Source organism: Halomonas kalidii, assembly GCF_030010475.1.
GTDB classification, from domain to species: Bacteria; Pseudomonadota; Gammaproteobacteria; order Pseudomonadales; family Halomonadaceae; genus Halomonas; species Halomonas heilongjiangensis.
Map to the genome: position 1 here is coordinate 108190 of NZ_JASCQN010000042.1, position 23235 is coordinate 131424.

Below are 23235 nucleotides of genomic sequence, written 5' to 3' on the forward strand. Positions count from 1 at the left end.
GGTGGTTCAGCCCATGACGGTTTCTGGAATGATCGCCAGCCGGGGGAGTGAACGAATGCATAGCCGGCGCTGATGGCTGCAGATGCTCAATGTCCAGCCGCTATGCTGCCACTGCCACGCCTGGACTTCGCCGCCGGGAAGCAACCGTGAGAGTCTCGTTTCCAGTACGCTGCCTGGGGGCCGGCCTGAGAGACTGTCGAGCTTGAACAGGGCTTCGTGCAGTGTCCAGGCGCGATAGAACGCACCCAGTGGGCTGGCCGCCTCGAGTATGGCACGGCGTACCCTGGCTTCGGGCAACAGGTCGACCAGCTCCGCCAGGCGAGCGCCGTGCCTGGGACGAGCATGCTCGAGGTCGATGCCGACCGGCACCGTGGCCAGCCCCGCCACGACGCGTCCATCACGATGACTCAGGCAAGCACGCCAGGGCATGGGGAGTGAGGGGTGTCGCGGCGCCCCCTGCCCCCTGGGCGACCAGTCGGCCAGGGGGCAGTCGAGGCCACGACGTGCCGCGAGCCGCGACAACAGCTCGCGCCCGAGCCGAGACAGGCGGGCTCCGCTGCTGCCAGGGGGAGCCTGTGCCAGGATCAGCTCCAGGTGAGCCTTCATTCGCTCAACGCAGGGTGACGACGTCGCCGCGCAGGGCTACCCCGGCCATCACTGCCCCGGCATGGCATTCATACTCGGTACGCGACGCCATGGCGTTGCGCTTGTAGTAGCTCTCGATATTGATCACGGCATTGCCTCCTTCTGCCCTGACGCGCTCCTGCAGGCTGAGCAGTGCCGAGAGCATGACCCAACGGCAGGCCTCCTCGTCGCTCTTGTTGAAGGCATTGGTCTTCTTGTTGGTGACGTAGTTGCCGTGCTCGGCGACGACCTCACCGTGGTCGGCATCGGCGAACACGAAGCGGATCTCGGCATCGAGGCGCTCCCTGGCCGCGGGGGTATTCATGGCTTCCTCGATCGACAGCAGGTGCTGGGTATCCCTGGCCTGTGCCGTAGCGGCCAGTGCCAAGCCGCCGATCAGAAGGGTGAGCGATAGCAGTCCCCTGGTCATTTATCATTCCTTGCTTTCAGGTAGGTGAGTGGTGCCGGTCGTCGGCACCTCGGGCATGCCGGCATCAAGGCCAGCGGCGGAAGATCAACGAGGTGTTGATCCCCCCGAAGGCGAAGTTGTTGCTCATCACGTATTCGCAATCGATAGACCGCATCTCGTCGCGGAGATAGTCGAGGTCGGCGCAGGCGGGGTCGGGGCGGTGAAGATTGGCGGTGGCATGGAATCGCCCCTCACGCATCATCTCGATGGCCACCCAGGCTTCCAGGGCGCCGCACGCGCCCAGGGTGTGCCCGGTGAAGCTCTTGAAGGCGCTGATCGGCATGCGCTTGCCGAATACCGCATGGGTCGCATGGCTCTCGGCGATATCGCCGCGATCGGTGGCCGTGCCATGGGCACTGACATAGCCGATCTGCTGTGGAGCCAGTCCGGCGTCGGCCAGCGCCAGGTGGATCGCCTGTTCCATCATGCCGGCATCGGGCTGGGTGACATGGCGACCGTCGCTGTTGGTGCCGAACCCGACCAGCTCTGCATGGATGGTCGCCCCACGGGCCTGGGCATGCTCGAGCTCCTCGAGGATCAGCGTGCCCGCCCCTTCACCGATCACCAGTCCATCGCGTTCGACATCGAAGGGCCGCGGTGACGTGTGCGGGGCATCATTGCGGGTACTGGTGGCGAACAGGGTATCGAAGACCGCGGCTTCGGAGGCCGACAGTTCTTCGCAGCCGCCGGCGATCATCGCCTTCTGGCGACCGAAGCGTATGGCTTCGAAGGCGTAGCCGATCCCCTGGCTACCCGAGGTGCAGGCGCTCGAAGTGGTATGGATGCGCCCGCGTATGCCGAAGAAGACCCCGATGTTGACCGGCGCCGTGTGGGCCATCATGCGGATATAGGAATTGGCGTTCAGCCCGTCGGTGGACTTGTTGATCAGCATGTTGCCGAAATCGGCCACGGCATCGGGTTCCCCCGCCGAGGCGCCATAGGCGATGCCCAGGTCTCCGCTGGAGAGCAGTGGCGAGCCGAGCAGGCCGGCATCCTCGAGCGCCAGCTCGCTGGCGCGGGTGGCCATCTGTGCTCCCCGCCCCATGCTGCGCAACACCCGCCGGTGATAGTGCGAGGGCAGGTCGAAATCGACGACGGGGGCGCCGAGACGGGTATTGAGGCCCTCGTAGACGGACCACTCATCGACATGGCGGACGCCGTTCTCCAGACGCTCGAGCCGCGAACGAATGCTGGGCCAGTCGTTGCCGATGGGAGAGAAACCCGCCATGCCGGTGACCACCACCCGTCGGCCGAGGCCGTCGCTACGAAGCCCCTTGCTCGACATCAGCACATCCCTCCGTTCACGGCAATGACCTGGCGGGTGATGTAGCCGGCATCGCCCGAGCACAGGAAACTCACGGTGGCAGCGACTTCCTCGCTGCTGCCGGTACGACGCATGGGAATCATCCGGAGGGCTTCCTCGGTGACCAGGTCATCGGTCATGTCGGTGTCGATCAGGCCCGGGGCCACGCAGTTGACGGTGATGCGGCGCTTGGCCAGCTCCACCGCCAGGGCCTTGACCGCCCCGATCAGGCCGGCCTTGGCGGCGCTGTAGTTGACCTGTCCCCGGTTGCCCATCAACCCCGACACCGAGGACATCACCACGATGCGACCCGGTGCACGGCGACGGACCATCGGCATGACCAGGGGTTTCACCACGTTGTAGAAGCCGTCCAGGTTCGTGTGAATGACGCTGTCCCAGTCTTCGTCGGACAGCGCCGGGAAGGCCCCGTCGGCGGTGATGCCCGCATTGCAGACCACGCCGTAATAGGCCCCATGTGCCTCGATGTCGGCCTCGATGGCCTGGCGGGCCGCCTGGCGGTCGGCCACGTCGAAACAGAGTACCCGGGCCGAACGACCCATGGCGGTTATCCGCTCGGCAACGGCATCGGCGGCCTCGCGTCGGTGCCGACAGTGCAGGACGATGTCGAAGCCGTCACGGGCCAGGCGCAGGGCGATGGCGCGACCGATGCCGCGGCTCGAGCCGGTGATCAGAATGCTGGCGGTCATGGGCTCTCCCCTCGTTGGATGGCTTCCAGCGCTTCCAGTGACTCGGGCTGGAAGACATTGAGCGTGGTGGTGGCGAGTGATTCCCCGTGGCTTCCTCGCAGCTCGCCGCGAAAGGCGCCGAGGCCGTTGTCGGCGCGAAAGTCGAGAGCGACGCCGACCCGTACCGGCCGATCGAACGCGAACCATGGGGTCTGGCATCGGTAGCGACGCGTGCCGAGCAAGAAACCGATACGCGGCTCGTCGCCCTGGCGCACGGCCTGCACCCCGGCCCAGGCCGCGACGGCCTGGGCGAGCCACTCGAGACCGACCCAACCGGGGACTCCCCGGGCAGCGGCGAACAGGCCGTCTCGGCGCGGGGTGACCTCGGCGAGCAGGTGCTCATCGCCGACCTCGAGCAACGTATCGAGCAGACACATGCCGTGGCGGTGTGGCACGAAGGGCGCGATATCGCAGGGCAGCGAGGGGGGCATCGGGGTATCGGTCATGAGCGGCGCTCCATCAGCAAGGCGACGTTGTTGCCCCCGAAGGCGAACGAGTTGCTCAGGGTGTGGGTGGCATCGCATGGCGTGGCGGTGGCGTAGGTCAGCGTTGGCAGTTCGGGATCGACCTGGCCATCGTGAACCTGCGGGGGCAGGCGGCCGGCATCCAGGGTCAGCCAGCAGAAAGCCGCTTCCAGGGCCCCGCAGGCCCCCAGGGTGTGGCCGGTAAGGGCCTTGGTCGAGCTGCACGGCAGGCGGTCGCCGAAGACCCGCGAGACGGCCAGCGCCTCCATGCTGTCGTTCTGGCGGGTCGCGGTGCCGTGCAGGTTGAGATAATCGATGGCGCTGGACGGGCATCGGGCCATGTCCAGGGCGGCCTGCATGGCGTCTGCGGCTCCCTGGCCATCTGGCCGTGGCGCGGAGATATGGTAGGCGTCGCTGGTTTCGCCATAACCGGCGAGCTGGATGCCGCCGGGCTCGCTGGTGACAAGAAAGAGGGCGGCGGCTTCGCCCAGGTTGATACCCGCGCGATTGACCGAGAATGGCTGGCAAGGCGCGTCGCTCAAGGCTTCGAGCGAGGCGAAGCCGTTGACGGTCAGGCCGCAGAGGCTGTCGGCACCACCACTGATGACCGCATCGCAGGCGCCGGTCGCCAGCAATCGCTTGGCACTGATCAGCGCACGGGCGCTCGACGTGCAGGCGGTGGACAGCGTATAGACAGGCCCCTCGAGCCCCAGCCGGTCGGCCACGAACCGTGCCGGCGAGCCGATTTCGTGACGCTGGTAGTGAAACGACTCGGGCCAGCTCCCGTTCTGCTGGCGGGTGGTCAGCGCGACTTCGGTCTCGCCGATTCCCGAGGTGCTGGTACCCAGGACGACCCCGATGCGCGCGCCGGGCCGACGCTCGCGAAAGGCGTCGAGGGTCGGCAACAGCCGCTCCAATGCCGCCGCCAGCAGCTGGTTGTTGCGCGAGCGATGCTCGGCTGGCCAGGCTCGGGTGGCGGGCAGCGTCGCGGTCACGCGGCCCAATGGTAACGGGCGCCCGGGGGTGAAGGTGTCGGCTCGCACCAGGGCGCGCTGACCGCGGAACAGGGCATCGGCGATGGTGGCCAGGTCGTCTCCCAACGGGCAGACCAGGGCCGGAGGGGAAAGTCGACAGGGCTGTGTCTGCAAGGGTGTCAGTCGGTCGGGCATGCAGCTTCGGTCCGGTTGGAGTCATCGCCAAGGGTGGCGACACGCAGGCGATAGCCGCCCTCGATGTCGTCGATGATGCGGCAGTCGCTGCTGCCCATGATGCGGGCCATCGTTCGGCCGCGATACTCGACGATGCGCCCATCGGCAGCATCCCGGAGTGTCCAGCCGCTGTCGCCGAAGGCCTGCTCCAGCGCTGGTGCAGGCCACAGGCTCCAGGCCAGGCGGCTGGCCAGCCACTCGGCCGTGAACGGTGGCTCGAACCGGGCGCCAGGCAGGAAGCGAGGTCCCCGGGCATCATGCACCAGGGTCAGCAGCCGTTGACCCTGGGGGCTGAGCAGGGCCAGTTGCAATCCGCTTTCATCGTGGCGCAACACGCCGAGCAGCTCGTGCCGTTCGTCCTGATGAATGAAGGTCAGTCGCTGGGTCCGGGCATCGGCCGCGGGCAGTGTCGACAGCTCCGGCAAGGGTGCATGGACAGCTCGCGTGGCACAACCGGCCAACAGTACCAGCCAGCCAGCCAGGAGCGAACGGATGACGAGGCGCGCCAAGGTCATGGGTGGCGCTCGGCGGAGGTGGCGACGTTGTCAGGCTCGACGGCACAGGCCTCGGCAAGGCTGTCGAGTCGACGGCGACTGGCGGCCACGAAGGGGTTGGCCGCGTCCCAGGCATAGCCGGCGAGTATCGAACTGATCATCGAGCGGATGCGTGGCGTCTGCCGTTCATTGAAGATGATGCGGGGAAGACGTCCATCGTACCAGGCATCGACGAACTCGCGGAAGGTGGCGATGCCGCGCCGCAGCGGCTGCTCGAACTCCGTGTCCCAGGCGACACCTTCGCCACCGAGCTGGCGTTCGACCAGCGGGGCCGCGCGTAATGCCGAGTCCAGGGCAATGGTGACCCCCGAGGAGAACACCGGATCGAGAAACTCGCCCGCGTTACCCAGCAGTGCGAAGCCAGGGCCGTGTAGACGTTCGACGTCGGCGGAATACCCTTCCAGGCGTCCGGTATCGCGCACGGCCTCGGCCTTGGCAAGGAGTTCGGCGAGCCGCGGTTCGGCATGGATGAAATGCCAGAGACGCTCGGAATCGCTGGTACCGACGGCTTCGAGGGCGGCCCGGTTTCCGACCACGCCGACCGAGGCACGCCCCTCGCGGAAGGGAATGAGCCAGTACCAGATGTCCGAGTGGTCGGGGTGGATGCCGATCAGGATCTTCTCGCGGTCATGTCGCGAGCAGTCGATGCGATCCTCGACATGGGTGAACAGGGCGCAGCGCGACGCCAGGCTGGAGGGCCGGGCGAGCCCGGTGAGCCTGGCCAGGACGCGGCCATAGCCGCTGGCATCGAGCACGAACCGGGCCTCGAGAGTGCTGCGTTCGCCCCGGGCGTCGGTGAGCGTCAATCGAGGTCGTTCGGCATCGGGGACGAAGGCCTCGACGGTGCTGCCGAATTCCACCTCGGCGCCGGCGCGTCGTGCCCCTTCGATCAGGAGCTGGTCGAACTCGGCACGCTCGACCTGCCAGGTGGTGCCGGGGCCGGGAGTGAACTTGTCGCGGAAGTCGATGGTCGTGTCCCGCCCGCGCCAGGTAAAGGCGGCGCCGTTCTTGACCTGGAAATTGCCGCCCCGGGCGGCCTCGAGAAGCCCGCAAGCCTCGAGGTGCACCATGCACTGGGGCAGCAGGCTCTCGCCGATGGAAAAGCGCGGAAAACGGCTGCGCTCGATGACCCTGACGGCCAGGCCACGTCGCGCGAGCCAGGCCGCTGCCGCGGCGCCGGAAGGCCCGGCGCCGATGATGGCGACGTCCGTGACGGTCTGCCCTTGCGGCACTGCATGCCGTGCTTCCATGAGATCGGTTCTCCTATCGGCCATCGCGGATGGCAGGTGTCGATGGGCTGTCCCTCGTATCGGCCCGGGCAAAGGGCACCAGCGCCCAGGTCGCCGCGAGGCCCACCAGGCAGGTCATGCCCAGGTAGTGCAAGGCCGGCGTGGCGCTGAAGGCCAGCAGGCCGAATGCCAGCAGGCTCGAGGCGCATGACAGGCTGATCGCCAGCCACGCCGCCGGACTTTCCGGGTGTTCGGTGCTGAAGATGCCGGCATCGAGGCCGATCCCCAGCACCAGCAGCAACCCCAGCAGGTGGAACAGGGTCAGGCCGACCCCCAGGGCAGCGAGCAGCGCCAGGGTCGTCACCACGGCGCCCAGCGGCGGCAGCAGCACACGCCAGGTGCGGCTCCGGTAGCGCCAGCCGAAGAGCAACGTCAGTCCCGCCACCGCGGCGATCAGCCACAGGGCGATGGTGTCGCGCAAGTCGGCCAGGTGGGTGGAGAGCGCGGCCACCCGGTCGTGATAGTGGACATGCGCCACGCTGGCGAGCCGGGCCAGTTGTCGCTGGGCGACGGCATCGGCATCGCCCAGCACGACCAACGACGCCGACCGAAGATCGCCGTCCACCGCGACCCGGCCGAGCCACAGCATGGTATCGGCACGCCCCAGTGGCATCTTTAGCCACTCATCGATTGCCAGTAGTGGTGCCGTATCCAAGAGCTCCACGGCTGAGTCCTGCAGATGCATGGGGAGGCCGGCGCGTTCGATCAATGGCGGCAGTGCATGGGCATAGGCCTGGCGTACCCGCGCCAGGTTGGCCTGTTGGGTGGCCGGCGAGGGCACGGCACGGGCGAGATGGCGATAGCCGGTCAGATGGCCCTTCTCGTGCAGCTCCGCCAGCGGCGAGTCGAGGGCTTCAAGCCGCTCCAGCAACTCGTCTTCGTGGTCGGCCGTGACGACCAGGTAACGGCTGCCGGTGGGGCGCTGCAGCAGGGCTTGCACGCGCTGCTGCTCGGCGATCAGGGAGGCGGGAGAGGGGTTGAGCTGGCGCAGGTCGTTGCTGGTCGTCAGGCGCATGGCGATCACCGCCACGGCGGCCACGCCGAGCAGGGTGAGCAAGCCCCAGCTCAGCGGCGCCCGCGATGGCAGGCGCAGGCGGTCGAGGCGTTCGGCCAGGCTTGCCGTGACCGGGTGTGGCCGCGCAGCGAAGTGCGGCAGCCACAGGCGCACGGTCAGCCAGGCGCCGAGCAGCCCCAGGGCGGCAAACGTCGCCATCTGGCGCAAGCCCGGCAGCGGTGTGGCGAGCTGGGCGAGATAGGCGGCCAGGCTCGATACCAGACCCAGCCACAGCCCCGGCCAGATCCTCGACAAGGGGCGATCGGGGGAGAGCTGGCGGGCACACTGCAGATGCAGGGCATAGTCGACGGCGACGCCGATCAGGCTGGCGCCGAAAGCGAGCGTCAACAGGTTGAGGGTGCCGAAGAGCGCCCAGGTCAGCGGTAGCGCGAACAGCACCCCGCAGGCCACCGGCAGCAGCAGGCTGAACAGCGTGACGCCGCGCCGGAACACGCACCACAGCAGCAGCAGAATACCCAGCAGGGCGCCCAGCCCGATGGTGGAAATCTCGCGCTTGGCCTGGCTGGCGCCGGATGCGGCGTGGAAGACCAGACCCGCGCGCAGCAGCTCGGCGTCGGGGTGGGCCATTCGGAAGTCGTCCAGGGCGCCCACCAGCTGCCGTTGCAGTGTCATGTCATAGGGGCTGGCAGCCAGCCGCCCCCCCACCAGGAACCAGTGGCCGCCCTCGTCGTCGACGGCGGGCAGGCCCTCGACGGGGCGGATCGGGCCGTCGAGCAGCCGGGACAGCCAGGCGTCGAGCAGCCCGAAGGGGTCACCGAGTGGATCGGCGCTCACGCCGGGGGCGAAGAGTCGTGACAGGGCCCGTTGCGTCCAGGCCTCGTCGCCGGCGCTGGCCAGTGGCTCGGCCAGCAGGCGATAGCGATAGTCCGCCAGGGCTCGATCTGGACGCTCGATGGCGCCATCGTCGAACTCCGCCACGGCATTGGAGTCGCGCAGGCGATCCCTGAGATCGGCCACCAGCCGTGCGGGATCCTCGCCCCTGACCAGCAGCACCAAGCGGTCCTCGAAGGCCTGCGTCAGGTGCCGTTCGGCCTGCTCGATCAGCGGGGTCTCCCGGACCTCCGGCAGCAGGGCGGTGATGCGGGTGTCCAGGGGCGCCGCCTGGCGCAGCTGGCTGACCAGCAGCAGGGTGGCGCCCAGCAGGAGCAAGGCCCAGCACCAAGCACCGAGGCGTTCGGCCCGCTTCAGCCGTGTCGGCCCGCTCACTGGGCGGCGTTTCCGTCATCGAGGCTTGCACAGTCGACCGGTGTCAGGCTCAGCTCGAGTCGGTCGCCGTCGCGGAACGCGATAGCGAGCCGTTCGACGCGTTCCCCACCCTGTACCACCAGCTGCGAGAGGTGTGCGCCGAGGGCCGGGTCGATGGGCGTCAGGTCGGCCCGCCACTCGTCCAGCTCACCACCGAGCGTGATGGTGAAGTGATGCTCCAGGGCCTGCCAGTCTCCCGACAGCAGGCCGGTGAAGACCGGCAGGAGCACCCGGAAGCCCATCGGCAGGTCGTCGCTCTCTTCGCTCAGGTAGAGGCGATCCGCCACCGGCGCCGTGGTGGACCAGATCAGTGCGTTGTCCTGGCGTCGGAAATGGCCGCGGCTGTCGAGTTGGACCTCGAGGTCGGCCAGCCAGCGCGACTGCTCGAAGCCGGCGCACCGCGGCGCATGGTCGGCGAGGCGTTCGGCGAGCGCATCGGCTTCCGGAGACGCCCAGAGGGGCTGGCCAGTGCACAGGAGCAGGCCGAGGCTGACAGCACCGAGCATCTGGCGCATCAGAGGTTGGCCTCCTGCCAGGCGAGGAGTCGCTCGACCAGGGCCGGCGGTGACGCCAGGCGCATCTCCCGGTCGTCCAGGCCCACCGCGACCTGCACGCTCCAGGCGCGGGTCAGGCGTCGACGCGTCTCGGCATCGCGAATGGTGTAGTCGATCTTGAGGCGATGCTCCCATTCGCTCAGTCGCGCCTCGATGGCGATGCGCTGGGCGAACACCGCCGGGGCGGCATAGCGCAGGCGCAGGTCGATCACCGGCCAGGCGAATCCCGACTCGCTCATCTGCGGGTAGTTGTAGTCGATGGCATCGAGCAGCGTGCAGCGCGCGATCTCCAGGTAGCGGACGTAGTGGCCATGCCAGGCCACCTGCATCATGTCGATATCGTGAAAGGGGATCGTCAGCTCGGTCTCGGCACGCGGCAAGGGGCGATCGTCAGGTGTCATACAGGCTCCAGCGGCGTTCGCGGATCAGGTCGCAGAGGGTGCGTAGTTCGGCTTCCAGGGCGCGGTCTTCGACCAGCGGTGGAATGTGCGTGCGGCAGGCGTCGAGAAACCCGGCCAGTTGCCCGGGCAATGGCGCGGCGCCCGCCTGGCGGCTACGCAGCTCGACACCCTGGCAGGCGGCGTGCAGGGTGGCGGCAGCGACCTGCTCGACGAGCGTCAGGATCCGCAGGGCGTCACGCGCGGCGATGGTGCCCATGCTGACCTTGTCCTGGTTGTGACACTCCGTGGAGCGCGAGAAGACGCTGGCCGGCATGGTCAGCTTGAGCGCCTCGGCGGTCCACGCCGAGGCGCCGATCTGCACGGCCTTGTAGCCATGGTTGAGGGCGGCACGCGCCGGCTCGGCACCGCTCAGGTTGCTGGGCAGGCCGTGGTTGAAGCGGGTGTCGACCAGCAGCGCCAGCTGGCGGTCGAGCAGGTCGGCCAGATTGGCGCTGGCCTGCTTGAGGCCGTCCATGGCGAAGGCGACATGGCCGCCGTAGAAATGGCCCCCGTGCATGACCTTGCCGCCCTCGGCATCGATCAGCGGATTGTCGTTGGCGCTGTTGAGCTCGGTCTCGAGAAACTGACGCCACCAGGGCAGGGCATCTTCCACCACGCCGATCACGTGTGGCGCGCAGCGCGTCGAGTAGCGGTCCTGCAGGCGCGGTGAATTGCGCGGCGTGCGGGGGGTGTGCAGATCGTCGCGCAGGCGCGCGGCCACGCGGTTCTGCCCGAGGTGCGGCTTGGCGGCGAACAGGTCGGCGTCGAAGTGGTAGGGGTTGCCGTCCAGCGCATAGACGGATAACGCGGTGATGCGCGTGGCGAGCCGCGCCAGGTAGGCGGTGCGAACGAAGGCGAACACCCCCAGTGCGGTCATCACGGCGGTGCCGTTCATCAGCGCCAGGCCCTCCTTGGGCTTCAGGCGATAGGGCGTCAGGCCGTGCTCGGCGAAGACCTCCGCGGTGGGGCGTCGCCTGCCACGCTCGAAGACCTCGCGCTCGCCGCACAGTGCCGCGGCGAGGTACGACAAGGGGGTCAGATCGCCGCTGGCCCCCACCGACCCTTCCTCCGGAATGACCGGGACGATGTCATGTTCGAGCAGCCACACCAGGCGTTCGAGGAGCTCGACGCTGACGCCCGAGACCCCGCGGCACAGCGATACCAGCCGTACCATGACCACGGCGCGGGACGCCTCTACCGGCAGCACATCACCCAGGCCACAGCCATGGAAGGTGTACAACTGCCGTGGCAACTGCTCGAGGTCGGCGGCGGACACCTCACGGGTGCAGGAGTCGCCGTAGCCCGTTGTGACGCCATAGACCACCCCCTCTTCCTCCAGCAGACGCTCGAGGAAAGCGTTGCCGCGGGCGATACGCGCGCGGAAGTCCGATGCCGTCGACAGCATGACTCGGCGCCGGCCTTCGGCCACCGCCAGAACGTCCTCGAGGGTGACGGGTGAGCCATCCAGCGTGAGGGGAGCGGTGGTAGAGGATGTCACCAGGGGGTCATGGAGTAGGGTCATGGAGGGATCCAGTTTCGTTCAGCCAGAACGGATAGAAATTGAACCACTGCAGCGGGTGGTCGCGAACCCGCTGGGCCAGTCGGTCGGCATGGCGCTGCATGGCCTCGGCGATCCAGCGTTCGCGCTCCCGGCGCCGCAGGTCGCGGGTATCGTCGAAAGGTTCGAAGTCGATCCTGAACGTCCCGTCCTCGCGAACGCAGGCCAGGGTATACAGAGGGCAGCGCAGCAGGGCGGCCAGCCGGAACGGACCTTCGGGGAAGAGGGCCGGGGCGCCGAGGAAGTCGAGGCGACGGCTGCGCTCACCGGAAAGCGGGAGCCGGTCGGCGGCAATGACCACGTAGCCTCCTGCAGCGAGGCGCTCGGCGAGGCACTGGGCGGTGGCCGGGGTGATCTCGCCGACCTCAAGCACAGGTGGCCGGGGGCGCCCCGTGACGCGTTCGAGCAGTGCATTGAACTTGCGCGCGTTGCGGGTGTGCATCATCACCGTCAGATCGAGGCCGGGGTGGCGCTCGGCCAGCGCATTGACCACGTCGAGATTGCCGTGGTGGGCGACCAGGATCAGGCCGCCCTGCCCGGCGTCGATGGCGGCGCTGAAACGCGCGATGCCGCTGCCGACCAGGTGCTCGTCGGCGATATCGCCGCTCCAGGCGGCGACCTTGTCCATCAGGGCGTCGGCGAAGGCCAGGAAGTGGCGATAGCCGAGCCACAGCCGCTTGCAAGGGTGCCGGGAGAGACCGGGGTCGAGACGCAGCAGGTAGGCCCGGGAGGCGCGTCGAGCCGTGCCATGCAGCAGGAAGTACCACAGCATGACGGGCCACAGCAGCAGCCGAAAGGGCCAGCGGCCCAGACGCCGTTGCGTGGCCACCATCAGATGCATGCCGGCGAGGCTGCCGCGCTCTCCGATCCGCGCCCAGTGATGGCTCATGGCCTGGCCTCCACGGGCGCTCTTCGCCAACGCCTGGCCAGCAGGCGGGGCAGGCGCCGCAGCATGCCGCAGAACAGCCGGGCATGCATGGCGCTGATCTGGCGGTTGTCGCGCCACAGCGCGAAGTGGCTCACGCCATCGCGTGGATAATGCACCCGCACCGGCAGGTTGCGCAGGGTACCGCCAGCCCAGTGCCAGCGCACCAGGATCTCGGTATCGAAGGTCATGCGATCGCCGCACGAGTGCCTGGCCAGTAACCGGTTGAGGGATTCGACCGGATAGAGCCGGACGCCGCACATCGAGTCGCGGATCTCCCCGGACAGGGTATTGATCCACACCCACACATGGGTCGCGTAGCGGCCGTACAGGCGGGAACGAGGGACGCTGGCATCATAACGCGGGTAGCCGACCACCAGGGCCTCGGGCGTGCCATCGAGCTCGGCCAGAAAGCCGGGCAGGTCCTCACTGGCATGTTGGCCATCGGCATCGACCTGCAGGGCATGGGTGTAGCCGAGCCGCTGGGCTTCCGCCAACCCGACGCGTACCGCGGCACCCTTGCCGCGGTTGCAGTCCAGCCGCAGCAGGTGATGGCCATGTGCGGCGAGGCGGTCGAGTTCGGCCGCACACTCGGCGTGGCTGCCATCGTCGACCAGCACGACCGGTAGCCCCAGGGCACTCAGTTCGGCGCATACCGCGCCGATGGTGGCAGGGTGGTCGTAGACCGGCACCAGGGCACAGGGACGCGGTTCAGCCATGGGAGGCTCCGATCCCATCCCGGGATTGCAGCCGGACACGCCCGGCGCAGTGCCGACCCTCGCGAGAGTCGAAGGCGAAGGCGATGCCATCCTCGCGCCGCATCAGCTCGAGCGTGAAGCGTATTCCGGGTTGCAGCGGGCGCTGGAACTTCAGGCGCTCGAGGCCCAGGAAGTCGCCCTGTAGGCCGAAGCTCTCGCGGGCCAGTTCGATGGCCCACTGCACCATGACCACGCCGGGCACCAGCGGGTAGTCCTCGAAATGGCCCTCGAGATAGGCCAGGCGTTCGGGGACTTCGAGGGTAAGCGTGCAGGTATCGGGGCCCGAGCGTCGCTCCCCCAGCCAGCGTGGCGCCCGCGTATCGTCGAGATCGGCGAACAGTCGCTTGATCAGGCCTCGGTCGAGCTTGCCTTGGGGATTGCTCGGCAGCGCATCGACGAAGCGCCAGTAGCGGGGAATGGCGACCTGCTCCAGGTGTCTCGCCAGTCGTGCACGCAGGCGCTGGATCAGGTCGCGCCGGGACTCGTGCCGGTGTGGAACGGCCTCGCCGTTCAGGGCGACCACGGCCCCCAGTCGCCCATCGCTGCGATCGAGATCGACGCAGCGCGCCTCGATGACTTCCGGGGCGGCGGCCAGGGTATGCTCGATGTGGGCCAGCGAGACGCGCTTGCCGGCGATCTTGACCAGGCGATCTGCGCGGCCCAGCAGTGCGAAGCCGTTGGCAGCGGGAGCGACCCGGTCGGGTTGCTGCCACCAGACGTCAGGGGTGTCGAGAAACGCCGAACGCAGCAGCAGGCGCTCGCCCTCGAATGACAGTCGTACCCCGGGCAGGGGTTGCCAGGTACTGCCCCGGGTCTGGCGTCGCCGAGCGATGCCGCCGGTCTCCGTACTGCCATAGATCTCGACCACCGGTGCGTGCAGCAGGCGCTCTGCCTGACGGGCGTGCGGAGCGGCGAGTGGCGCGCCGGAGGAGAACACACGGCAAGGCGCGGAGCGCTCCGTCCATGGCAGGTGGTCGGGGAGGCGTGACAGCTGGGCCGGTGAGCTCACCACCACCGACTTGAGTCCAGCACTGCCGGCCTCCTCGAGGCGGGCGGCCAGCACTTCGGGGTAGCGACTGGCATCGCCGCAGAATGGCGCGCCGGCACAGAGGGGGTGCAATACCCCGGCGAGCAGGCCGTAGATATGCTGGTGGCTGACCTGCGAGATCACGGCGGTGCCGGCCAGGGGCCACAGCTTGGCATGGGCGGCCAACTCCGCATCGAGCTGGTCGAAGCGCTTGGCGAGGTGCACGGGATCGCCCGTGGAGCCGGAGGTATACAGCACCACGGCGGTGGATGACGGCGTGAGTGCGAGCGGCGGCTGGACGTCCTGATCCGCTCCCGCCGGCACATCGGGCGCGTCGGGGAGCACACCCTCGACCTCGTTGGCCAACCTGGCCAGGGTCTCCGGGCGGTCATCGGCAGGCAATACCGCGACCCTGCCGCTCTCCCACAATGCCACCAGGGCGGCACAGAATTCACCGGGGTGGCGCTGGCTGAGCAGCCATTGTCCGCCGGGACGGCCGGCGAGCCAGCGGCGCCAGGCCTCGACACGCGCAGGCAGTGAAGCCGGAGACGTCCAGCCGGAGGGCAGTCCGGGCACGGGGGACACCGGCCGACGCCAGGGCGCCTGGCTCAGGGGAGTGAATGTCACGTCAAGGATCTCCGCAATCGCTGGCGCAGCAGCCATTCACTGCCGAACATCAGGCCGATCAGGCCGTAACTGATGACGCCGTTGTACAGCGACCATACCGCCAGATCGGCGTAGAGCACCGTCCAGCTGGCGAGGGTGCCGTTGATCATGAAGAAGCCGCACCACGCCCAGGTGACACGGCGGGTATAGCGTACACCGGCGGCCGACAGGTCGGGCTCGCGCAGGCGTGCCAGCCGCTCGGCGATCGGCATGCCCTGAGCCAGGCTGGTCAGGAAAATGGCCAGCATGATGGCATTCACGGCGACCGGGTAGGCGCGCATGCCGAGTTCGGCATGCCCCATGCCCCCCGCGGCGAGCAAGAGCGCGGCGACTCCGAGCGCCAGGAGACGCGCCTGGGGGATCCGCCAGGCCAGCAGGCCGGCACCCATCATCAGCAGGGGCCAACTGCCCAGCGTGCCGTGCAGGGCGAACACCAGGATCGGCCAGCCCAACGCGGCGAGCATGCCAAGCCATTTGATTCCTCTCATCGGCATGACTCAGCGCTGGATCAGGCCCTCGACAGCCTTGACCACGTCGTCGATGGTGCGCACCGCCTTGAAGTCGTCGGGGTTGATGCGGCGACCGGTGAACTGCTTGAGCTCGACCACCAGGTCCACGGCATCGATGCTGTCGATATCGAGATCCTCGTAGAGCCGGGCGTCGGGCTTGACGTCGTCCGCTTCGAGGTCGAACAACTCGACCAGTGTCTTGCGCACGTGGTCGTAGACGTCAGCGTAACTGGTCGTGGTATCAATCGGCACGGCGGGCCTCCACCAGAGCTTTCAGGGCGTTCAGGTTGGAGAAATGGCGGCGGGTCTCCTCGGCTTCGGCATCCAGTTTGATACCGAATCGCTTCTGCAGTGCCAGGCCGAGCTCGAGGGCATCGATGGAATCGAGGCCCAGCCCCTCGCCGAACAGCGGAGCCTCGGGGTCGATATCGCCAGGGGCGACATCCTCGAGTTCCAGAGTCTCGATGATCAGGTGCTTGAGTTCAATCGACAGATCGTCGTGTGTCTCGCTCATGGTGAAGTTGTTCCAGTTCCCTGTTGAAGTGATCGCTCAGCCGATGTGTCAGTTGTCTGGCGAGCTGCCCGGTCGGCTGTTGGTTATCGTCGTTGATGGGCAGGTCGTCGAGTACTCGCAGTTCCATCCGGACCCTGCTCGCCGGGATATGGTACCAAGGCTCGCCCTTGGTCAGCGTGGTAGGCGTACAGCGTATCAGTACCGGCGTGATCGCCGTTCCCGTACGCAAGGCGATGTTTGCCCCACCGCGCCTGAACTTGATCGGACGTTGCGGCGTGGTGCGGGTGCCCTCCGGAAAGAGAATCAGCGAATTGCCTTTCCGGAGGCTCTCCCTGGCGGCCTCCAGCACCGCTTCGGGCTCATCGTTGGTGATATAGCCTGCCGCGCGAACCGGGCCGCGTGTGAAGGGGTTGCTGGCCAACCGTCCCTTGACGATGCAGTCGGCATGGGGCATATGGGCCAGCAGGAAGATGACATCGATCAGTGACGGATGGTTGGCTAACACCAGCAGTCCGGGGCGTTGCAGTCGTTCCTGGCGCTCGAAGCGATAATCGAGCACGCCGAGACCCTGCATCAGGGCGATGAAGGCCCGGAAGCCGCGCTGGATCAGGCACCTTGCCAGATACTGGCGTCGCTCGTCGTCGCGTACGCATACGCTCAACAAGGGGGCGACCACCAGGCCGATGAACAGGCCGCCGATGCCGAAGGCGATGAAGGAGAGAGCCGTGCCCAGTCCGCGCCACCATCTGTCCAGAGTCATTCTGCCCCCAACTGCCACCGATGCCGGCCATCGAGGAAGGGGGCGTCGCCGTTCAGCCAGGCCATTACCTCGAGAGGAGTCGGATGAGCGCCGCGTACCGGATCCGAGGCCATCAGCCGTCGTCCCCGGTCCAGCGTCAGCCGCATGCCGACGGCACAGGCGGTGCCTGGGTGCTCCGTGTACCCCTGGTAGGCCGGGGGAAGCGGTCCTTCCGAGAGAACCGCGACGACGGCTCGGTGACCTTCCACGAGATAACCCTTAGCCTCGTGCAGGATGGCGTCGAACTCGTCGCCACAGGCGCCCAGAGCCTGCAAGGGGCGCTGATGAGTGCGGGAGATGGAGTGGACGCCCAGCACCGCATTGTGTACCGACAGGGAAAAGCGTGTCGGGGAGATGGGCTCGCCGCGTTCCAGTGCCTCGAGCATCTCCAGGGTATGGGTGGTGTCGCCGTGTCGGGAGGCGTGCACCAGCGGTAAATCCGCGTTCGGGTCCAGGACCCCGAGGATGTCGCAGGTCGCGCGCCCGGTGGCATCAAGGCGGCGCCGCAGCATCGCCGGCAAGGTGCTGCCCGGTTGGGCCGAGATGCGATGGCGGGGGGCAGGGGTGGGCACTGCCTCATCCGCAAGCCAGCCTCGCCAGTCTTCGAGATGTAAGGAGAAGGACATCATTGTCATCTCGGCCGGGGTGGAAGGGGGCGCAATGTTAACTTAGTTGAACAGATAAACCAAAATCATACGAATTTTTACATTTTGTATAGAAATTGTATAATCTCAACTTCGCTAATAAAATTGGGTCGGCTGAGTCGCAGTGTCTGCAGGCGTTATTGGGAATCTGTAAAATCTGATATCGAGAAGACGTTATAACGGTCAAGAAGTTATCACGGTTGCGCCAAGGTTTTTCTAGGGTATCTCGTCGGTGAGGAATCATCTGGCCGGATAGCGCGTCTCCTGCAGGCTGTCCTTGATCTTCTTCAGGTGGGGGAGGAAGTCCTCGCCGCGACGCAGGGTGACGCCGGTGGCCAGTACGTCGACCAGGGCCAACTGGATCATGCGCGAGGTCATCGGCATGTAGTGGTCGGTATCCTCGGGAGTGGCGACCTCCAGGGTCTCGGTGCACTCGCGGGCCAGCGGCGAGTCAGGTGCGGTGATGCCGAGCACCACGGCGCCACTCTCGCGGGCCAGGCGCGCGATGTCGACCAGTTCCCGGGTGCGGCCCGTCCAGGAGATCACCACCACCACGTCACCGGTATGGCAGGCGGCGGCGACCATGCGTTGCATCAGCACGTCCACGTAGGAGGTGACCGGCAGGTTGAAGCGAAAGAACTTGTGCTGGGCATCCTGGGCCACCGCGCCCGAGGCGCCGAGGCCGAAGAAGTGGATCTGCTTGGCCTGGATCAGGTAGTCGACCACCCGCGCGATGCGCACCGGGTCGGCCTGGCGGCGTGCCTCGTCCAGCGCGGCGATGGTCGCCCCGAAGATCTTCTGGGTATAGTCGGCGGCACCGTCGCCGGGCTCCACCGCCCGGCTCACGTAGGGCGTGCCGCCGGCCAGGCTCTGGGCCAGCTTGATCTTGAAGTCCGGATAGCCCTTGGCATCGAAGCTGCGACAGAAGCGGTTGACCGTGGGCTCGCTTACCGAGGCGGCCTGTGCCAGGGTGGCGATGCTCATGCTGGTGGCGGCGCCGGGGTCGGCGAGGATCACGTCGGCGACCTTGCGCTCGGAACGGTTGAGTTCCTCGAGCCGTAGGCGAATGCGATCGAGCAGGTCGTGACTGGCCATGATGCGGCAAGATCTCCATGACTCGGGGGGGCACTGGCGCCCCAGGGTTGCAGCCGGATGGATGATGTAGTCATTTAACTACATTATGCTGACTATCCTAGCGCGTCGGTGCCTCTCGGGGCCAACGGGGTCTCCGTCGAGGCAATTTATTCTGTAAGTTTACAGAAAAAAGTTGCCTTTTGACCCATTGGCAGGCTATTTTTTTGTTAAGTTAACCAGATGGGGGCTGTCATGAGCCATCACACCCGATCCGGCCAGGGGGGCAGGGCGGACATCGACCTGGCGCTGTTCGGAGCGCTCGGCGACCTGTCGCAGCGCAAGCTGTTCCCGGCGCTCTACCAGCTCGACCGCGAAGGGCTGCTCGACAAGCACACTCGCCTGCTCGGCCTGGCGCGCCAGGAGCTCGATATCGATGGCTTCAAGGCCAAGGTGGAAGCGGCACTGAAGACCCACGTCAAGGCCGAGGAGCAGGACCGCACGGCGCTGAAGCGCTTCCTGGCGAGGCTCGACTACCGCCAGCTCGATTTCACCAGCGTGGAGGGCTATGCGGCGATCAGGGACTGGCGCCAGGAGGGGCTCGAGCGACCGATGGTGGTCTACCTGGCGGTGGGGGCGAGCCTCTATGGCGACATCTGCCGCCATCTCGAGGCCAGTGGCAGCCTCGACGAGGCGAGCCGGGTGGTAGTGGAGAAACCCATCGGCTTCGATCTCGACTCCTCCAACGAGATCAACGACGCCATCGGTGCCGTCTTCCCCGAATCGCGCACCTACCGCATCGATCACTATCTGGGGAAGGAGACCGTCCAGAACCTGATCGCGATGCGATTCGCCAACCCACTGTTCGGCACCCAGTGGAACCAGAATCACATCTCCCACGTGGAGATCACCGTGGCCGAGCAGGTCGGCATCGAGGGCCGCTGGGGCTACTTCGACCAGGCCGGCCAGCTGCGCGACATGGTGCAGAACCACCTGCTGCAACTGGTCTGCCTGATCGCCATGGACCCGCCCGCCAACCTCGACGCCGACGCCATCCGCGACGAGAAGGTCAAGGTGCTCAAGGCGCTCAGGCCCTTCAGCGACGACATGCTCGGTCGCGACGTGGTGCGCGGCCAGTACGTGGCCGGCACCATCAACGGCAAGAGCGTGCCGGGCTATCTCGAGGAAGAGGGCGCCAACACCGAGAGTCACACCGAGTCCTTCGTGGCGATGAAGACCGGTGTCGCGAACTGGCGCTGGGCCGGCGTGCCCTTCTACCTGCGTACCGGCAAGCGTATGCCGGAGAAGCTTTCGCAGATCGTCATCCATTTCCGCCAGCAGCCGCATTACATCTTCGATCCGGATCAGCGCGGCCTGGCGGCCAACAAGCTGGTGATCCGCCTGCAGCCCGAAGAGGGCATCGCCCTCGAGGTGCTGACCAAGGACAGCGGACTGGACAAGGGCATGCGCCTGCGCCGCGGCCCGCTGCACCTGGACTTCAACAGCGCCTTCCCCAAGTCGCGGATCCCCGATGCCTACGAGCGGCTGCTGCTCGAGGTGATGAAGGGCCAGCAGTACCTCTTCGTGCGTCGCGACGAGGTCGAGCACGCCTGGCGCTGGTGCGATAGCCTGATCGCCGCCTGGGAGGACCGTGACGAGGCGCCGCGCCGCTACCCGGCCGGTTCCTGGGGGCCGGTGGCCTCCATCGCCATGATCACCCAGGATGGCCGCAGCTGGTATGAAGACTACTAAGGAGCAGCGGCCGGCCCCTGGGACCGGTGGCGACTCTCTCAAGACCGCCACGATCACCCAGAATGGCCGCAGCTGGTACGAGGACTGCTGAGATGAATGCGACGACCGATTCCCCCCGCGAGCGGCTCGCCGCCCAGCTCGCCGAGGCGGTGGCCGAGGCGCTGCGCGCCGACCTGGCGACGCAGGAGCGCGCCCTGCTGGTGGTCTCCGGGGGCTCCACGCCGGTGCCCTTCTTCCGGGCGCTGGCGGCCCTGGAACTGCCCTGGCCGCGCATCGACGTGACCCTGGCCGACGAACGCTGGGTGCCCGAGTCTTCCGCCGACAGCAACGCCCGACTGGTCCGCGAGCACCTGCTGCAGGGGCCGGCCTCCCGAGCCCACTTCGTGTCCCTGACCACCGCCGACGCGACCCCGGAGCAGGGCGTGGGTGACGTGGCCGGACGCCTCGAGGGGCTCGCCTGGCCGGCCAGCGTGGTGATCCTCGGGATGGGCGGCGATGGCCACACCGCCTCGCTGTTCCCCGACAGCCGCGAGCTCGACCTGGCACTGGCCACCGCCGAACCGCTGGTGGCGGTACGCACGCCGAGCCAGCCCCAGGCCCGCATCACCCTGAGCGCCGACCGTCTGCATCAGGCGCGCCGGCATGTGCTGCACATCACCGGCGAGGACAAGCGCGCCGTGCTCGCCTGGGCGCTCTCCGGCGACGACACTCGCGAACTGCCGATCCGCGCCTTCCTGGCCTGCCCGCTGGCGATCTACTGGGCCCCCTGACTCCTCTGGAGCCGCGCTTTTCTGGAGCAACGACCCCATGACTATCGATAAAAGCATCGACAAACAGCTGCCGTCCACCCGCACCACCGAACTCGACAGCATCTGCCTCAAGGCCGAGGTGATCCCGGTGCTGACCATCGAGCGTATCGAGGACGCCGTGCCGCTGGCTTCGGCCCTGGTGGAGGGTGGTCTGCCGGTACTCGAGGTGACGCTGCGCACCGACTGTGCTCTGGAGGCGATCCGCCGGATGCGTGAGGCACTGCCCCAGGCCAGTATCGGTGCCGGTACCGTGCTGACCCCGGCCCAGTACCGCCAGGCCGAACAGGCCGGGGCCGACTTCATCGTCACGCCCGGCGCCACCGAAGCGCTCTACCGCTACGGCGTCAGTAGTCCGGTCCCGATGCTGCCCGGTGTGGCCACCATCTCCGAGCTGATGACGGGCTGGCAGTACGGCTACCGGCGCTTCAAGTTCTTCCCCGCCGAGGCCAGCGGTGGCGTCAAGGCGCTCAAGGCCTTCGCCGGCCCGATCCCCGAGGCGCGTTTCTGCCCCACCGGCGGCATCACCCTGGACAACGCCGAGGACTACCTGGCGCTGAAGAGCGTGATGTGCGTGGGTGGCTCCTGGTTGACACCCAAGTCGCTGGTGGACGCCGAGGACTGGAACGGCATCCGTCAGCTCGCTCGCGAGGCGGCCAACCGCTTCCACCACTGAGCCCGATCGCACGCCCCGATTTTTCCTGTGCTCTCTCGACAGCAGGTCGCTGTCCTTTCCCCCCGGTCTTCTGGCCGGGGTTTTTTTGGTTCATCGCACCTTGCCGGGAAACGCGGCCCGGGCAACCGTAACCAACCTGGCCCGAGGGCTCCGCCCAGTAATGACACGGCCGGGGAGATGCGGGGTTGACTCGGAGGGAGGTTGAGGGAACTTTTTATTACGATGCTCTTGACTATACTTCGAGGCATTGCAGGGACGATAAGTGGCCTGCCGGCCTCGCGGCGATCGGACCGCGAACATAACGACGTTGCGTGCGATGGGAGAACACGATAATGAAAAATGCAACAACCGCCAGCATAGACACGAAGCCGACCTCGCGCCGCCAGTTCCTCAAGGGCGGATTGCTAGCTACCGGCGGGGTGGCGGCCAGCACCCTGGGCGCACCGGCGGTGCTGGCGCAGCAGCCAATCGTCATCAAGATGCAGACCTCATGGCCCTCGGGTGATATCTGGATGGACTTCGCTCGCGAGTATGTCGAGCGCGTCCAGCAGATGTCCGGCGGCCGGCTACGGATCGACCTGCTGCCCGCGGGCGCCGTGGTCGGTGCCTTCCAGGTGCTCGACGCCGTCAATGACGGCATCATCGACGCCGCCCACACCGTCCCCGTCTACTGGTATGGCAAGCACAAGGCCGCGTCGCTGTTCGGCACCGGCCCGGTGTGGGGCGGTGACGCCAACACCATGCTGGGCTGGTTTCATCAGGGGGGTGGCAAGGAGCTCTATCGCGAGCTGACTCAGGACATCCTCGGGCTCGACGTCTACGGCTTCTACGGCTTCCCGATGCCGGCCCAGCCGTTCGGCTGGTTCAAGGAGCCGGTGACGTCGGTCGAGGACATCCGGGGGCTCAAGTACCGTACCGTCGGGCTCGCGGCCGATCTCCTGCAGCAGATGGGCATGAGCATCTCGCAGTTGCCGGGCGGCGAGATCGTGCCGGCGATGGAGCGCGGCGTCATCGATGCCTTCGAGTTCAACAACCCGTCCTCCGACATGCGCTTCGGGGCACAGGACGTGGCCAAGAACTACTTCCTTTCCTCTTACCACCAGGCGAGCGAGTCGTTCGAGTTCCTGTTCAACAAGGACTTCTTCGACGATCTCGACGAGGACCTGCAGGCGATCCTGCGGTACGGGGTCGAGGCGGCATCGACCTCGAACACGGCAACGGCGCTCGATAACTACTCGAAGGATCTGCAGGCGCTGCAGGAGGAGCACGGCGTCACCGTACACCGTACCTCGTCGGAGATCCTCGATGCCCAGCTCCAGGCCTGGGACAAGCTGATCCCCGAGTTGGAGGAGGACGACTTCATGAAGCGCTGCATGGAAAGCCAGAAGGAGTGGGTCGAGCGTGTCGTCTTCTACGAACTGATGAACAAGCCCGACCTGGCGCTTGCCTACGAGCACTATTTCCCGGGCAAGCTGAACCTCTGAGGGCGTCTGCCTGCTCCCGCCTCGCCGGCTCTGATGCCGGGGAAGCGGAGGCAGGCGGGCGATTCCGGCCATGAG

Annotated in this window: 25 protein-coding genes; 4 read left to right on the plus strand and 21 right to left on the minus strand. The window is 67.1% G+C overall.

Features of this window, described 5'->3' with window-relative positions; translation table 11 throughout:
* Window positions 1-6: 6 nt before the first annotated feature.
* The 21 genes from QLQ85_RS14210 to QLQ85_RS14310 form a co-directional block, all read right to left on the minus strand.
* Complete coding sequence (locus QLQ85_RS14210; protein ID WP_282739607.1) at window positions 7-606, minus strand: 4'-phosphopantetheinyl transferase family protein; 600 nt, start codon at window positions 604-606, stop codon at window positions 7-9.
* A 4-nt stretch (window positions 607-610) separates the two neighbouring features.
* Complete coding sequence (locus tag QLQ85_RS14215; protein ID WP_282739608.1) at window positions 611-1054, minus strand: excinuclease ATPase subunit; 444 nt, start codon at window positions 1052-1054, stop codon at window positions 611-613.
* A gap of 64 nt (window positions 1055-1118) precedes the next feature.
* Entirely contained in the window at window positions 1119-2378 is a 1260-nt protein-coding gene (locus tag QLQ85_RS14220; RefSeq protein WP_282722081.1) for a beta-ketoacyl-ACP synthase, read from the minus strand.
* Window positions 2378-3103 carry a 3-oxoacyl-ACP reductase FabG gene (fabG, locus tag QLQ85_RS14225; protein ID WP_282739609.1) on the minus strand — a complete coding sequence of 242 codons (726 nt, stop codon included), beginning with the start codon at window positions 3101-3103 and terminating at the stop codon, window positions 2378-2380. Before fabG ends, QLQ85_RS14220 begins: the two co-directional genes overlap by 1 nt.
* Window positions 3100-3588, minus strand: a complete 489-nt coding sequence (locus QLQ85_RS14230) for an ApeP family dehydratase (RefSeq protein WP_282739610.1) — start codon at window positions 3586-3588, stop codon at window positions 3100-3102. Before QLQ85_RS14230 ends, fabG begins: the two co-directional genes overlap by 4 nt.
* A complete protein-coding gene (locus QLQ85_RS14235) occupies window positions 3585-4775 on the minus strand; it encodes a beta-ketoacyl-ACP synthase (RefSeq protein WP_282739611.1) in 1191 nt (396 codons plus the stop codon). The genes QLQ85_RS14230 and QLQ85_RS14235 overlap by 4 nt, the downstream gene beginning before the upstream one ends.
* Window positions 4760-5329 carry a DUF3261 domain-containing protein gene (locus tag QLQ85_RS14240; RefSeq protein ID WP_282739612.1) on the minus strand — a complete coding sequence of 190 codons (570 nt, stop codon included), beginning with the start codon at window positions 5327-5329 and terminating at the stop codon, window positions 4760-4762. The genes QLQ85_RS14235 and QLQ85_RS14240 overlap by 16 nt, the downstream gene beginning before the upstream one ends.
* On the minus strand, window positions 5326-6618 hold the full coding sequence (locus QLQ85_RS14245) for an NAD(P)/FAD-dependent oxidoreductase (protein ID WP_282739613.1): 1293 nt from the start codon (window positions 6616-6618) through the stop codon (window positions 5326-5328). Before QLQ85_RS14245 ends, QLQ85_RS14240 begins: the two co-directional genes overlap by 4 nt.
* Window positions 6619-6631: 13 nt before the next feature.
* The gene (locus QLQ85_RS14250) at window positions 6632-8938 is read right to left on the minus strand and encodes an MMPL family transporter (protein WP_282739614.1); all 2307 of its coding nucleotides are present in this window, start codon (window positions 8936-8938) and stop codon (window positions 6632-6634) included.
* Complete coding sequence (locus QLQ85_RS14255; RefSeq protein ID WP_282739615.1) at window positions 8935-9492, minus strand: LolA-related protein; 558 nt, start codon at window positions 9490-9492, stop codon at window positions 8935-8937. The genes QLQ85_RS14250 and QLQ85_RS14255 overlap by 4 nt, the downstream gene beginning before the upstream one ends.
* A complete protein-coding gene (locus tag QLQ85_RS14260) occupies window positions 9492-9932 on the minus strand; it encodes an acyl-CoA thioesterase (RefSeq protein ID WP_282739616.1) in 441 nt (146 codons plus the stop codon). The genes QLQ85_RS14255 and QLQ85_RS14260 overlap by 1 nt, the downstream gene beginning before the upstream one ends.
* The gene (locus QLQ85_RS14265) at window positions 9922-11493 is read right to left on the minus strand and encodes an HAL/PAL/TAL family ammonia-lyase (RefSeq protein WP_282739617.1); all 1572 of its coding nucleotides are present in this window, start codon (window positions 11491-11493) and stop codon (window positions 9922-9924) included. The genes QLQ85_RS14260 and QLQ85_RS14265 overlap by 11 nt, the downstream gene beginning before the upstream one ends.
* Complete coding sequence (locus QLQ85_RS14270; protein ID WP_282739618.1) at window positions 11477-12418, minus strand: LpxL/LpxP family acyltransferase; 942 nt, start codon at window positions 12416-12418, stop codon at window positions 11477-11479. Before QLQ85_RS14270 ends, QLQ85_RS14265 begins: the two co-directional genes overlap by 17 nt.
* A complete protein-coding gene (locus QLQ85_RS14275) occupies window positions 12415-13173 on the minus strand; it encodes a glycosyltransferase family 2 protein (protein WP_282739619.1) in 759 nt (252 codons plus the stop codon). Before QLQ85_RS14275 ends, QLQ85_RS14270 begins: the two co-directional genes overlap by 4 nt.
* Window positions 13166-14866 (minus strand): AMP-binding protein, encoded by a 1701-nt coding sequence (locus tag QLQ85_RS14280; RefSeq protein ID WP_282739620.1) that lies wholly within the window; start codon window positions 14864-14866, stop codon window positions 13166-13168. Before QLQ85_RS14280 ends, QLQ85_RS14275 begins: the two co-directional genes overlap by 8 nt.
* Window positions 14863-15393 (minus strand): COG4648 family protein, encoded by a 531-nt coding sequence (locus QLQ85_RS14285; protein WP_282739621.1) that lies wholly within the window; start codon window positions 15391-15393, stop codon window positions 14863-14865. The genes QLQ85_RS14280 and QLQ85_RS14285 overlap by 4 nt, the downstream gene beginning before the upstream one ends.
* Window positions 15394-15402: 9 nt before the next feature.
* Window positions 15403-15666: an acyl carrier protein gene (locus QLQ85_RS14290; RefSeq protein ID WP_326521380.1), complete on the minus strand. Its 264-nt coding sequence runs from the start codon at window positions 15664-15666 to the stop codon at window positions 15403-15405.
* Window positions 15656-15928, minus strand: a complete 273-nt coding sequence (locus QLQ85_RS14295; RefSeq protein ID WP_282739622.1) for a phosphopantetheine-binding protein — start codon at window positions 15926-15928, stop codon at window positions 15656-15658. The genes QLQ85_RS14290 and QLQ85_RS14295 overlap by 11 nt, the downstream gene beginning before the upstream one ends.
* A complete protein-coding gene (locus QLQ85_RS14300) occupies window positions 15897-16688 on the minus strand; it encodes a lysophospholipid acyltransferase family protein (protein WP_282739623.1) in 792 nt (263 codons plus the stop codon). Before QLQ85_RS14300 ends, QLQ85_RS14295 begins: the two co-directional genes overlap by 32 nt.
* Window positions 16685-17362, minus strand: coding sequence for a beta-ketoacyl synthase chain length factor (locus QLQ85_RS14305; RefSeq protein WP_326521381.1), 678 nt, complete (start codon window positions 17360-17362; stop codon window positions 16685-16687). The genes QLQ85_RS14300 and QLQ85_RS14305 overlap by 4 nt, the downstream gene beginning before the upstream one ends.
* A gap of 249 nt (window positions 17363-17611) precedes the next feature.
* Window positions 17612-18466, minus strand: a complete 855-nt coding sequence (locus tag QLQ85_RS14310; protein WP_102625928.1) for a MurR/RpiR family transcriptional regulator — start codon at window positions 18464-18466, stop codon at window positions 17612-17614.
* Window positions 18467-18697: 231 nt separating this feature from the next.
* Between QLQ85_RS14310 and zwf the strand changes: the two genes are divergently transcribed.
* From zwf to QLQ85_RS14330, 4 genes are all read left to right on the plus strand, one after another.
* Window positions 18698-20194, plus strand: coding sequence for a glucose-6-phosphate dehydrogenase (gene zwf / locus QLQ85_RS14315; RefSeq protein WP_282739625.1), 1497 nt, complete (start codon window positions 18698-18700; stop codon window positions 20192-20194).
* 92 nt (window positions 20195-20286) lie between these two features.
* Entirely contained in the window at window positions 20287-20964 is a 678-nt protein-coding gene (gene pgl, locus QLQ85_RS14320; RefSeq protein ID WP_282739626.1) for a 6-phosphogluconolactonase, read from the plus strand.
* A 37-nt stretch (window positions 20965-21001) separates the two neighbouring features.
* Window positions 21002-21676: a bifunctional 4-hydroxy-2-oxoglutarate aldolase/2-dehydro-3-deoxy-phosphogluconate aldolase gene (locus tag QLQ85_RS14325; RefSeq protein ID WP_282739627.1), complete on the plus strand. Its 675-nt coding sequence runs from the start codon at window positions 21002-21004 to the stop codon at window positions 21674-21676.
* A gap of 332 nt (window positions 21677-22008) precedes the next feature.
* On the plus strand, window positions 22009-23160 hold the full coding sequence (locus QLQ85_RS14330) for a TRAP transporter substrate-binding protein (protein WP_282722103.1): 1152 nt from the start codon (window positions 22009-22011) through the stop codon (window positions 23158-23160).
* Window positions 23161-23235: the final 75 nt, after the last annotated feature.